This window comes from Brevibacterium sp. UBA7493, from assembly GCF_002479565.1.
Lineage (GTDB): Bacteria > Actinomycetota > Actinomycetes > Actinomycetales > Brevibacteriaceae > Brevibacterium > Brevibacterium luteolum.
The window spans coordinates 309,377-320,380 of record NZ_DLOD01000010.1 but is presented as its reverse complement, the minus strand read 5'-3'; the positions used below and the strand labels follow the sequence as shown (position 1 = coordinate 320,380).

Genomic DNA, 11,004 nt, shown 5'->3' with positions numbered 1-11,004 from the left:
CGCCGTCGAGGCCGCCGGCGGGAAGGCCAAGACCGCCATCCTCATGATCCTCGCAGGCCTCGATGCGCCCGCAGCCGAAGACGCACTCGCCGCAGCCGGCGGCGTACTGCGTGAAGCCCTCACCACCCACACCCCGAACTCCCCGAAGGAGCAGTCATGACCGCATCCCCGCAGACCATCTCCCAGGAGGTGCTCGCAGCCCTCGGCGGGCCCGGCAATGTCGACTCCGTCGAGAACTGCATCACCCGCCTGCGCCTGCCGGTAAACGACCAGGACCTCGTCGACACCGCCGGCCTCAAGGCCATCGACGGTGTGCTCGGCGTCGTTGAGGACCAGACGATGCAGGTGATCCTCGGACCCGGCCTCGTCGACGAGGTCGCCGGTGAGATCGAGCGGACCCTCGCCTCGGGACCGGCAGACGATCAGGCGACCGGCACCTCGGGAACGGACACCTCGGGAACGGGCGCCGCAGCCGGAAGCACGGCCGCCAGCGCTGGCGCGGCTGCCGGAACCGCGGCAACCGAGCCTGACACGGCCGGGCGGCTGCAGCAGCGCGGCTCGGACATGAAGGCTAAGCAGAAGGAGCGCAACCGCACGCCGGTCAAGGCGTTCCTGCGCCGGGTGGCCAACATCTTCCTGCCGCTCATCCCCGCCCTCATCGCCTGCGGCATCATCGCCGGCATCAACGGCCTGCTCACCAACCTCGTGCAGAACGGCACGTGGACGTGGGCGGCCGGCGTCACCCCGATCCTCACCGCGATCGCCAGCGGATTCATGAGCCTCATCGCCGTGTTCGTCGGCATGAACGCCGCCAAGGAATTCGGCGGCACCCCGATCATCGGCGGCGCGGTCGCAGCGATCATCCCATTCGCCGGTGTCGCCGAGGTCACGATCTTCGGCACCGAGCTCGCCCCCGGACAGGGCGGGGTCATCGGCGCGCTGCTGGCCGCCGTGCTCGCCGCCTACGTCGAACGCTGGACCCGCACCTGGGCGCCGCGCTCGCTCAGCATGCTCATCGTGCCGACCTTCACCGTCCTCGTCGTCGGCGTGCTCACCCTCTTCCCGCTCATGACCGTCGCCGGCTGGATCGCCGAGGGCATCGGCGTGGTCGCCAACCAGCTGCTGCAGGTCGGCGGTGGCATCGCCGGATTCGTCCTCGCCGGGCTCTTCCTGCCGCTGGTGATGTTCGGCCTGCACCAGGCGCTCATTCCCATCCACGCCACCCTCATCGAACAGGCCGGCTTCACGGTGCTGCTGCCGATCCTCGCCATGGCAGGCGGCGGCCAGGTCGGTGCGGCCGTTGCAGTGTTCCTCAAGGTCAAGGACGCCAGCATGCGCCGGACCATCAAATCCGCGCTGCCGGCCGGTGTGCTCGGCGTGGGTGAACCGCTCATCTACGGCGTGACCCTGCCGCTGGGCCGGCCCTTCATCACCGCGTGCATCGGCGGGGCGTTCGGCGGTGCGTTCATCGGCGTGTTCAACCAGCTCGGCACCACCGTCGGGTCGACGGCGATCGGCCCGAGCGGGTGGGCGCTGTTCCCGCTGACCACCGGCAACCAAGGCATCGGCCCGGCCGTGGCGATCTACGGATTCGGTCTGCTCGTGTCCTATGTGGCAGGCTTTCTGGCAACATACTTCTTCGGGTTCTCCAAGCAGAGCCTGGCAGAGCTCAACCGGCCCGAGGCTGAGCATCCCGTCACCGACTCAGAGCAGGGAACAGCGCTATGACCACACCCATCACCGCCCCGATCTCCGGCACCGTCATCCCGCTGTCGGAGGTCCCCGACCCGGTCTTCGCCGAGGAGATCGTCGGGCCTGGTGCCGCCATCGACCCCGGTGAGGCAGCCAACCTGACCGCCGTCGCCCCGGTCGCTGGGACGCTTTCGAGCCTCAAGCCGCACGCCTTCGTCGTCTCGACCGCTGACGGCCGCGGCATCCTCGTCCACCTCGGCATCGACACCGTCGAACTCTCCGGCGCTGGCTTCGAACTCCACGCCGAGCAGGGTGCTGAGGTCGCAGCCGGCCAGAAGCTCATCACCTGGGACACTGCGCCCTCGCGTGAGGCCGGCAAGTCGCTCGTCGTGCCGGTCATCGTGCTCGAAGCCGAAGCCGGCGACCTCAAGGTCACCCCCGCCGCCGAGGTGGCCGCAGGCGACGGCCTCATCGAACTGGCATGAGCGAGTCCGCCGACCAGCAGGCCAGCACACAGCCGGGCGCGGGGACGCTGCTCATCGACGACGTCCGCCTCGTCGACGCCGAACGCGACATTGCGTCTGGCTGGGTGCTCGCCGATGCCACCGGGATCCTCGACCTCGGGGCCGGCACCGTTCCCGAGGTGCCGGCTGGCTGCCAGCGTGTGGCTGGGGCTGGCCGGGTGCTCACCCCGGGGCTTGTCGACATGCACTCCCACGGGGCCGGCGGCGGGTCCTTCGACGGCGGGCCGGAGGAGGTGGCCACCGCACTGGCCACGACTGCCGCCCACGGGGTCACCCGGTCGATGCTCAGCCTGGTGACCAGCTCGGCTGATGACATCGTCGAGACCCTGCAGTCGATCGCCGCCCACGCTGACAAGCAGGCGTCCGACGCCGGGGCAGACAGCGAGGACCCGGCTGGTGCCGGGATCCTCGGCGTGCACCTCGAAGGCCCGTTCATCAGCCCGGACAAAGCCGGCGCTCACGACGTGGCCCTCATGCAGCATCCCACCCCGGAGCTCATCGACCGGTTCGCCGAGGCCGGCGGCGGCTGGCTGCGCTATTTCACCATCGCGCCCGAACTGCCCGGCGCACTCGAATCGATCAGCCATGCCGCCAGGCAGGGCATCCGCATGGGCGTCGGCCACACCGTCGCCGACTACGCCACCACCCGCGCAGCCTTCGACGCCGGGGCGACACTGCTGACGCATGCCTTCAACGCGATGCCCGGCATCCACCACCGCGAACCCGGCCCGATCATGGCCGCCCTCGATGACGAACGGGTGACGATTGAGCTCATCCTCGACGGCGTCCACGTCGTCGAACCCGTCGCAGCCCACCTGTGGCAGGCCTGCCGCAGCCGGCTGGCACTCATCACCGATGCGATGTCGGCAGCCGGATTCGGCGACGGCAACTACATGCTCGGCAAGCTGGCCGTCACCGTCGAGAACGGCGTCACCCACCTGACCGGCACCGACACGATCGCAGGCTCCACCCTCACCCTCGATTCCGCTCTGCGCCGGGCCATCGGCCTCGGCGTCGGACTTCAGGAGGCCATCGCAGCCGCCACCTCGGTCCCGGCCGCCAGCCTCGGACTCGCCGACCGGTACGGAACTCTGGCCCCAGGCCAGGCGGCTGACTTCGTACTATGGGGTGACGACATGACCGTGACCGGCGTCTTCCGAGACGGCCGCGAGATGAGGAGTGAACAATGATGCACGTGGTGACCGGCGAGGACATCGCCGAACTCATCTCCGAAGCAGCCGACCAGGTCGAAGAGCTCGTCCGCGCCAACCCCGAGGCCGTCATCGGCATCGCCACCGGCTCAACCCCCGAACCGCTCTACGCCGAACTCACCCGCCGTGCCGGTGAGGGTCTCGACCTCTCCGGTCTGCGCATCACCTGCCTGGACGAGTACATCGGCCTGCCGGCCGAGCATCCGCAGAGCTACCGGCACTACATCGCCGAGCAGATCCTCGAACCCTGGGGCATCGACCCTGCCCACACGGTGCTGCCCGAAGGTGACGCCGCCGACCCGGACGCCGCTGCCGCTGCCTTCGAAGATGGCATCACAGGACTCGGCGGAGTCGACCTGCAGATCCTGGGGATCGGGCCCAACGGTCACATCGCCTTCAACGAACCCGGCTCACCGGCCGACTCCCGCACCCGGGTCGTCGACCTCACCGCTGAGACCCGCGAGGCCAACTCCCGGTTCTTCGACTCGATCGACGAGGTGCCCACCCAGGCGCTGACCCAGGGGATCGGCACGATCCTCGAATCGCGCAAGGCGATCATGCTCGCCTTCGGCGCAGGCAAAGCCGAGGCGGTCGCCGCGATGATCGACGGGCCGGTCGATGAGGCCGTGCCCGCCAGCGCCCTGCAGGACCACCCCGCGCTCGAGGTGTTCCTCGATGCGGCAGCCGCCTCCCGCCTCGTCAGCGGAGACCCCCGAAGCACCGACGCCGGCTGAGACCAGCAGGCTGAAGAGGAGACCGACCGCATGCGACTGACCTGCCGGGCCATCCTGTTCGACATCGACGGCACACTCGTCGACTCCACCGCCTCCGTCGAACGCACCTGGCGGACCTGGGCAGGCGAACAGGGCATCGACGCCGACGCGATCCTGCGCACCAGCCACGGCCGGCGCAGCCAGGACGTGCTCATCGAGCACATCGACGCAGACCAGGTTGAGGCGGCCATGCGCCGGCTCAACGAACTCGAAGTCAGCGACACCGACGGCGTCATCGCCCTGCCCGGCACCCGCGACATCCTCACCTCGCTTCCGGCCGGCAGCTGGGCTGCCGTGACCTCAGGCGAACGGCACGTTATGGTGCCCCGGCTCAAGATCACCGGGCTGCCGGTGCCCGAGGTGCTCGTGACGTCTGAGGACGTCGAGAACGGCAAACCCGATCCCGAGGGGTATCTCGCCGCTGCCCGTCAGCTCGGTGTCGACCCGGCCCAGTGCCTCGTCATCGAAGACGCCCCGGCCGGCATCCGTGCCGGGCTCGCAGCCGGTGCCCATGTGCTCGGAGTAGCGACCTCGCATGCGATTGATGAGCTCACCAACGCGCATGCCCGCGTGCCCGATCTGACTGCCTGCCGGTTCACTCCGGCAGACGACGGGATCATCGTCGAGATCACCGACTGATTCGAGGCCGGCTGGCTGAGCAGAGCAGCCGACAGGTCGCTCAGCTGCGTGGCCGCAGCCGGGCGTTCGGCAGCCGCGGGGCCGGCAGCGGATCCGGCGTGCCGGCCGGGAACGGACCGAAGTCCATGCCTGCTGCCGCAGCCGGAAGCTCAGTGTTTCGTGCCTCGGTGCCGGCCGCCTCGGCGTCGGGGTGACCGATCTCAGCCTGCCCGCCGGAAGGCGATGACCTCGTCATGGCTGCGGGCGACGAAGTTCCACCACATGACGATCTGCTCACCCAAAGGCCGGCCGCCGATGAGCACCGCGCGCACCGCCTCGTCACCGGCGGCGATCGTCAGCTGGTCTGAGCCCGGCGGCACATAGGCAAGCTCGCGCGACGTCACCGCGGTGGCGTCCCCGCCGGCAGACGCCACGCCGCCGCTGGCCCTCAGCTGTGCGGCACCCTGGTCGACGAGCAGCCCGAGCTCATATTCCGGGTCGACGTCGAAGCGTACCTGCTCGCCGGGTTCGACGTGGATCTGTGCGGCCAGCGCTTCGACCCGTGTCTCAACGGGGGAGCGCAGGCCGGCGCACTCACCCAGATACGTCCACACCTGCCCGCCGGGCAGTTCGACCGCCTCGGCGACATGATGCTGGGAGCCCGGCTGGCCGAAGCGCTCGGATTCCGGCAGCGCGTACCACAGCTGCACGCCGTGCAGGATCCGGGTGGCGGGGTTGGAGAACTCCGAGTGCGAGATCCCGGAGCCGGCGATCATGAGGTTGACCTCGGCGGGTCTGACGGTGTTGGCGAAGCCGGTCGAATCGGTGTGCTCGACCTCGCCGGCGAACAGCAGCGTGACCGTCGCCAGGCCGGTGTGCGGGTGCCGGGGGACGATCATCCCGCCGGTGGCGGCGACGTCATCGGGGCCGAAATGGTCGACGAAGCACCACGGGCCGATGAGCGACCGGGCCCGCTGCGGCAGCGTGCGGTGAACCGTCATTGCCCGCGGCCCGCCCAGCGGCACCTCCCGGGGTGTGAGGATCTCGGTGCCGGCCGCCTCGGTCCCGGCGCACACCCGCTCAGGCGGATCAGGTTCGGTGTTACTCATCGCAGTCCTCTCGTCTCCCTCAGTCTAGAGAGCACTCGGGCCCCGGAACAGGGTCGTTCCAGGGCCCGAGTGCGGGGCGGGCAGGCACTGACTCTGCCCGGGCTTTAGGGTCAGTCCTCGCTGCGGACGAAGGCTGCGTCGATGGTGATGGTGACGGTGTCGCCGACGAGCACACCACCGGCCTCGAGGGCGGCGTTCCAGGTGATGCCGAAGTCCTTGCGGGAGATCTTCGTCGTCGCCTCGAATCCGGCGCGGGTGGCGCCGAACGGGTCGACGGTCGCGCCGCCGAACTCGACATCGAAGGTCACCGGGCGGGTGGTGCCCTTGATGGTGAGGTCGCCGGTGAGCTCGAACTCCTCCTCGGTGCCCTCGACACCGGTGGAGACGAAGGTCATCTGCGGGTGCTGGGCGGCGTCGAAGAAGTCCTCGCCGGTGACGTGGGCGTCGCGGTTCTCATCGCCGGAGTCGAAGGAAGCGGTCTGCACGCTGGCCTCGACGCGGGAGTCGGCGATCGAGTCGCCGACGGTCAGGGTGGCGTCGGCGTCATTGAAGCTGCCGCGCACTTTGCTGATGCCAGCGTGGCGGACGATGAAGCCGATGAGCGTGTGCGACATATCAAGCTTCCAGGTGCCAGGGGTGAGAGTGGTCATGATGCTCCTTCACGAGATCGGGAATGTGCTGACGGCGGCGGTCTGCCGGCCGAACAGTCACTACTCTAACGCCATGTAATTTAAACTTCAACTAAAGGGGGTGTGTGATGCGCCACGCTGGGTGTGCTCCAGGGGCCGCGCCCGAGGCGGTGGCTGGCTTGGGTGCATCGGATAGCCTGATCCGGTCGACAGTCAGCAGGCAGGAGGGGAGCCGATGCGCACAGGCCGGGCCTCTGAGCTCTCACCGCTGCTGCTAGCCGCTGTCTTCGCAGGCACCGCCGCTGGCAGCCTCGCCCGCTGGGGGCTCGGGCTTGCGATCCCGGCCGGCTACGGGATGCTCGCGGTGCTCATCGTGAATCTGGTCGGCAGCTTCTGCCTCGGGCTGCTGCTCGAAGCACTCGCCTGGAGGCAGGACAGAATGCCGGCTGACTGGTTGCGGCTGGCGCAGCGCGGCCTGGGCACCGGGCTGCTCGGCGGGTTCACCACCTACAGCGCCCTCACCGTCGATGCCGCCGCACCATTCGCTGCAGCGCTCGCCAGGCCGGCAGCGCTGACCGGACAGGCGACAGGTCACGGAGTCGAGACCGGGATGCTGCTCTGGGCAGCCGGCAGCGTCGTCATCACGCTCATCGGCGGGGTCATCGCGGCCGCGCTCGGGATTGCTGCGGCTCGCCGGTGGACCCGACCGCGCGGGGAGGTGCGATGACTGCTGTCCTCCTCGCACTGGCCGCCGGCTGCGGCGGGGTGCTGCGCTATGCCCTCGACATCCGGCTGGCGCGTCTGCGCGTCGCGCAGGTGCCGATGGCGACGGCGCTCATCAACGTCACGGGCTCCTTCGCCCTCGGCCTGCTCACCGGACTGGCCATGGCCCTGACCCGCACAGGACTGCCGGGCAGCGCGCTGCCTGGCTGGCTCGTCATCACCGGAACCGGCTTCCTCGGCGGCTTTACGACGCTGGGCACCGCAAGCGTCGAGACCGCCCGGCTGCTGGCCGGGGGCCGGATCCGCGCCGGGCTCACCTACGGGCTCGGGATGATGCTCACCGCCCTGGCCGCCGCGGCCCTCGGGGTACTCACCGGCTGGCTGCTGGCCGGGTGAGACGACAAGACGGCCGCATGAATGTGCGACGGCGTTTGCCGGCTCCCTGCCCAGATGGGAGACCGGTTTCAAGGGTTCAGTCCCAGTTGCGGGCATCGACGAGGATGCCCTCGTCGCCGGGAAGCTCATCGACGGCACGGACCTCAGCATTGAACCGCAGGCCCGCCCGGATCTCCTCCGCCGCTGAGGCGAGAACCGCCTCGGCGTCGGCACCTGCGGCGGGCACGATCTCACACGTGACCTCATCGCGGTGGCCGGTGCGGGTGATGACGAACCGGCAGGATTCGACACCGTCGACCCGGCTCATCACCTCGGCCGCCTGGCGGGGGTGGAGGAACATGCCGCGGACCTTGATCGCCTGCCCGACCCGGCCGAGCACACCGGCCAAATAGCGGCGGCCGCGGGCATCGGTGGCCGGCTGGCCGTCACCATCGGTGACCCAGGCCGAGAGATCCCCGGTGCCGAACCGGATGAGCGGCGCCTCGGGACGCACGAGCGAGAGCACGACCTCGCCCTCGTCGGCATCGAGGCGCTCACCGGTGTCTATGCTGCACACGGCGACATCGATGCCGTCGGCGGTCACCATGCCCGGATGCTGCCCGTCCTCATAGGCGATGAGCCCAGCCTCGGCTGAGCCATAGGCCATCCGGACGCTGGGCACCCACTCGGTCAGTGCCGCACGCAGCTCATCGGGCAGCGGCTCGGCGGTCACGAGCGCCCAGCGGACCGGGAAGTCGCCCGGGGTGCCGCCGGCAGAGGCGTGGACGTCGATGAGGGCCTTGAGGTAGCTCGGCAGTCCGACGTAGCCCCGCACCCCGAGGTCGGTCAGCGCCCGGACCTGCAGCTGCTGGCTGCCGATCCCGGCCGGCAGGACGGTCGCCCCGGCGGCGCTGATCGCCTCATCGAACATCGCCCCAGCAGGGGAGAGGTGGTAGCCGAAGCAGTTGGCGACCACATCACCGGGTTCCAGCCCTGCCGCACGCAGCGCCTCGCCCCAGCGCCACGGGTCAGCGCCGGGAGGCTGCGCCTCGTAGATCGGGCCGGGGGACTGGAAGATCCGGCGCGGGGTGAAGCTCGGGCTCAGATGCGCGCGGCTGGCGAGAAGCTCGTCCTTGCTCTGCACCGGCAGCGCATCGAGGTCTGCCAGCTCAGCAGCGCCTGCCGGGTCGAAGCTGTGCTCGGCGAACCGGGCTTCAAGTTCCGGGTTGCCGGCCAGCGCCTCTTCCAGCTGCTGGGTGAAACCGGCGGGCACACGGGTGTCCTGGGCGTTCATGTTCTCTCCTCACCTCAGCGATCAGAGCCAGCGCTTGCGGCGCTTGTAGTGCTTGACGTCGCGGTAGCTCTTCTTCCCGTCGCCGCCGATGCCGAGGTAGAACTCCTTGACATCCGGGTTCTCGGCCAGTGCCTTGGCCTCGTCTTCGAGCATGATCCGGCCCTGCTCCATGATGTAGCCGTGGTGGGCCACCGACAGCGCGGTCTGCGCGTTCTGCTCGATGACGAGCACCGTCAGCCCGGTCTCGGCATTGAGCCGGCCGATCGTCTCGAAGATCTCCTCGACCAGCAGCGGGGCCAGGCCCAAGGAGGGCTCATCGAGCATGAGCAGCTTCGGTTCGGCCATGAGCGCCCGGCCGATCGCCAGCATCTGCTGCTCGCCTCCGGAGAGGAAGCCTGCGGTGCGTGAGCGCATGTCGCCGAGCTTGGGGAAGAACTCGTAGACGAAGTCGAGCTGCGAGCTGATGTTGCCCTTCTTCGTGTACCCGCCGGCGGCGAGGTTCTCGGCCACCGTCAGGTGCGGGAACACATGCCGGCCCTCCATGCACAGGCTCAGCCCGTGCTTGACCCGCTCGGGTGCGTCCATCCGGGTGATGTCGGTGCCGGCGAAGGTGATCGACCCGGAGGCGACCTCACCCTGTTCGCTCGGCAGCAGCCCGGAGACGGCCTTGAGGGTGGTCGACTTGCCGGCGCCGTTGGAGCCGAGCAGGGCGACGATCTGGCCTTCGGGCACGGTCAGCGACAGGCCGCGCAGGACGAGGATGACGTCGTCGTAGATGACTTCGATGTTGTTGATCGCCAGCAGGGCGGCGGGCTGGTCGCCGGCCCCCGGCCCCGGGCTCGCGCCCGGGGCCGTCAGCGGTTCGGCGGTCATGGGGTGACTCCCGATTCGATCTCCTCCATCGCGCCGTCCTTGACCTCGTAGAGGTTCGACGACGTCGAGCCGCGGTGGGAGTCCGCGGAGAACTCGACGGTGCCGTCGCCGATGACCTCACCGGTGTCGATGCCGCCCATGGTCTCCAGTGATTCGCGGATGTTCGCGCCGGTCAGGTCGTTGCCCTCCTTGATGGTGTGGCGGATGCCCTCGGCCATGACGTGCATCGTGTACCAGCCCTGCACGTAGCTGGTGATCTTCGAGTCCGGGTCCTCGTTCTTCTCCTCGAGGTAGGACACGATCTGCTCGTGGCCGGGCTTGTCGGCGTTGAGCGGGGCGATCGGCTGGACCATGACGTGGCCGTTGGCGGCATCACCGGCAGAGGTGATGAACAGCTCGTTGGCGCACCAGTTCAGGCACACGATCTTCTGGTCCCCGCCCTGGGCCTGCAGGTCCTTGGCCAGCTGCGCGGCAGGCGATGAGACGTTCTGGATGACGATGTACTTCGCGTCGCTGACCTGACTGAGCAGGCCGGCGTAGTTCGTGGTGCCAGCCGGCATCGCGTAGGACTTGTAGTCGATGTCGAGGCCCTTCTCATCGACCCAGGCCTTGCCGTCCTCGACCGGGGAGGTGCCGAACGGCGAGTCGTGGTGCAGCACGGCCACACCAGCATTGCCGCCGGCGTCCTCGGCGATCCAGTTGAGCGCCACACGCATCTGGTCGGAGTAGGTGGGGGCGACGAGGAAGTTGTACGGCGACTCCTCGGGATCGGTCAGGTCCTCGGCGAAGGATCCGGACATGAACGGCAGCTCGTCGTTGGCCACGCGGGTGCGCAGCGCTTCCGTGTCGCCGGTGCCTTAGCCCTGGATGGCGACGGCCTCGTCGTTGACGTAGCGGCGGTAGAGTTCCTCGGCCTTGGGGATCTCGTAGGCGTAGTCGTTCGACTCGGCCTTGATCTCCCGGCCTTCGATGCCGCCGTTGGCATTGAGGTAGTCGACGTAGGCGAGCATGCCCTGGTTGTAGGGGGCGCCGACGTCGCCGGTAGCGCCGGACTGGTCGGCGATCATGCCGATGACGATCGGCTCATCGGAGTCGGCGCTGGCCGATCCGCCCCCGCCGCATGCGCTCAGCAGCATGAGGGAGGCCGCCGACAGGGCGATTCCCGAGGTGATGGTGGTGCGTT

Annotated in this window: 11 protein-coding genes and 1 pseudogene; 7 read left to right on the top strand and 5 right to left on the bottom strand. The window is 69.1% G+C overall.

The window, feature by feature from the left end; genetic code table 11:
* The first annotated feature begins 156 nt into the window (after positions 1-156).
* Genes B4E96_RS07545 through B4E96_RS07525 form a run of 5 tightly spaced genes read left to right on the top strand, consistent with a single transcriptional unit; the run spans position 157 to position 4,839 of the window.
* The gene (locus B4E96_RS07545; protein WP_286957015.1) at positions 157-1,728 is read left to right on the top strand and encodes a PTS transporter subunit EIIC; all 1,572 of its coding nucleotides are present in this window, start codon (positions 157-159) and stop codon (positions 1,726-1,728) included.
* The gene (locus B4E96_RS07540; RefSeq protein WP_286957013.1) at positions 1,725-2,177 is read left to right on the top strand and encodes a PTS sugar transporter subunit IIA; all 453 of its coding nucleotides are present in this window, start codon (positions 1,725-1,727) and stop codon (positions 2,175-2,177) included. Before B4E96_RS07545 ends, B4E96_RS07540 begins: the two co-directional genes overlap by 4 nt.
* A complete protein-coding gene (gene nagA, locus B4E96_RS07535; protein ID WP_286957012.1) occupies positions 2,174-3,406 on the top strand; it encodes an N-acetylglucosamine-6-phosphate deacetylase in 1,233 nt (410 codons plus the stop codon). The genes B4E96_RS07540 and nagA overlap by 4 nt, the downstream gene beginning before the upstream one ends.
* Entirely contained in the window at positions 3,403-4,161 is a 759-nt protein-coding gene (locus tag B4E96_RS07530) for a glucosamine-6-phosphate deaminase (protein ID WP_338076765.1), read from the top strand. The genes nagA and B4E96_RS07530 overlap by 4 nt, the downstream gene beginning before the upstream one ends.
* 30 nt (positions 4,162-4,191) lie before the next feature.
* Positions 4,192-4,839 carry an HAD family hydrolase gene (locus B4E96_RS07525; RefSeq protein ID WP_217006354.1) on the top strand — a complete coding sequence of 216 codons (648 nt, stop codon included), beginning with the start codon at positions 4,192-4,194 and terminating at the stop codon, positions 4,837-4,839.
* A gap of 200 nt (positions 4,840-5,039) precedes the next feature.
* Here B4E96_RS07525 and B4E96_RS07520 read toward each other — a convergent pair whose 3' ends face one another.
* Both B4E96_RS07520 and B4E96_RS07515 read right to left on the bottom strand, forming a co-directional pair.
* Complete coding sequence (locus tag B4E96_RS07520) at positions 5,040-5,927, bottom strand: pirin family protein (RefSeq protein ID WP_349680645.1); 888 nt, start codon at positions 5,925-5,927, stop codon at positions 5,040-5,042.
* 110 nt (positions 5,928-6,037) lie between these two features.
* Positions 6,038-6,577 carry a YceI family protein gene (locus B4E96_RS07515; RefSeq protein WP_102161976.1) on the bottom strand — a complete coding sequence of 180 codons (540 nt, stop codon included), beginning with the start codon at positions 6,575-6,577 and terminating at the stop codon, positions 6,038-6,040.
* Positions 6,578-6,791: 214 nt separating this feature from the next.
* On the opposite strand from B4E96_RS07515, the gene B4E96_RS07510 reads away from it, so the two are divergent.
* Positions 6,792-7,283, top strand: coding sequence for a CrcB family protein (locus B4E96_RS07510; protein WP_217006357.1), 492 nt, complete (start codon positions 6,792-6,794; stop codon positions 7,281-7,283).
* Positions 7,280-7,675, top strand: a complete 396-nt coding sequence (locus tag B4E96_RS07505; RefSeq protein WP_102161974.1) for a fluoride efflux transporter FluC — start codon at positions 7,280-7,282, stop codon at positions 7,673-7,675. The genes B4E96_RS07510 and B4E96_RS07505 overlap by 4 nt, the downstream gene beginning before the upstream one ends.
* A gap of 76 nt (positions 7,676-7,751) precedes the next feature.
* On the opposite strand, the gene B4E96_RS07500 is transcribed toward B4E96_RS07505, so the two are convergent.
* From B4E96_RS07500 to B4E96_RS07490, 3 genes and pseudogenes are all read right to left on the bottom strand, one after another.
* Positions 7,752-8,948 (bottom strand): phenylacetate--CoA ligase family protein, encoded by a 1,197-nt coding sequence (locus B4E96_RS07500; RefSeq protein WP_170274457.1) that lies wholly within the window; start codon positions 8,946-8,948, stop codon positions 7,752-7,754.
* A 21-nt stretch (positions 8,949-8,969) separates the two neighbouring features.
* Positions 8,970-9,821, bottom strand: a complete 852-nt coding sequence (locus B4E96_RS07495; protein ID WP_170274456.1) for an ABC transporter ATP-binding protein — start codon at positions 9,819-9,821, stop codon at positions 8,970-8,972.
* Positions 9,818-10,957 (bottom strand): annotated as a pseudogene (locus tag B4E96_RS07490) (ABC transporter substrate-binding protein). Before B4E96_RS07490 ends, B4E96_RS07495 begins: the two are co-directional and overlap by 4 nt.
* Positions 10,958-11,004 lie beyond the last annotated feature (47 nt).

Excerpts from the sequence above, each read along its gene's own strand:
- B4E96_RS07495 (WP_170274456.1), bottom strand. The coding sequence starts at position 9,821 with ATGACCGCCGAACCGCTGACGGCCCCGGGCGCGAGCCCGGGGCCGGGG.
- B4E96_RS07520 (WP_349680645.1), bottom strand. The coding sequence starts at position 5,927 with ATGAGTAACACCGAACCTGATCCGCCTGAGCGGGTGTGCGCCGGGACC.
- B4E96_RS07530 (WP_338076765.1), top strand. The coding sequence starts at position 3,403 with ATGATGCACGTGGTGACCGGCGAGGACATCGCCGAACTCATCTCCGAA.
- B4E96_RS07500 (WP_170274457.1), bottom strand. The coding sequence starts at position 8,948 with ATGAACGCCCAGGACACCCGTGTGCCCGCCGGTTTCACCCAGCAGCTG.
- B4E96_RS07525 (WP_217006354.1), top strand. The coding sequence starts at position 4,192 with ATGCGACTGACCTGCCGGGCCATCCTGTTCGACATCGACGGCACACTC.
- B4E96_RS07505 (WP_102161974.1), top strand. The coding sequence starts at position 7,280 with ATGACTGCTGTCCTCCTCGCACTGGCCGCCGGCTGCGGCGGGGTGCTG.
- B4E96_RS07510 (WP_217006357.1), top strand. The coding sequence starts at position 6,792 with ATGCGCACAGGCCGGGCCTCTGAGCTCTCACCGCTGCTGCTAGCCGCT.
- B4E96_RS07540 (WP_286957013.1), top strand. The coding sequence starts at position 1,725 with ATGACCACACCCATCACCGCCCCGATCTCCGGCACCGTCATCCCGCTG.
- nagA (WP_286957012.1), top strand. The coding sequence starts at position 2,174 with ATGAGCGAGTCCGCCGACCAGCAGGCCAGCACACAGCCGGGCGCGGGG.
- B4E96_RS07545 (WP_286957015.1), top strand. The coding sequence starts at position 157 with ATGACCGCATCCCCGCAGACCATCTCCCAGGAGGTGCTCGCAGCCCTC.
- B4E96_RS07515 (WP_102161976.1), bottom strand. The coding sequence starts at position 6,577 with ATGACCACTCTCACCCCTGGCACCTGGAAGCTTGATATGTCGCACACG.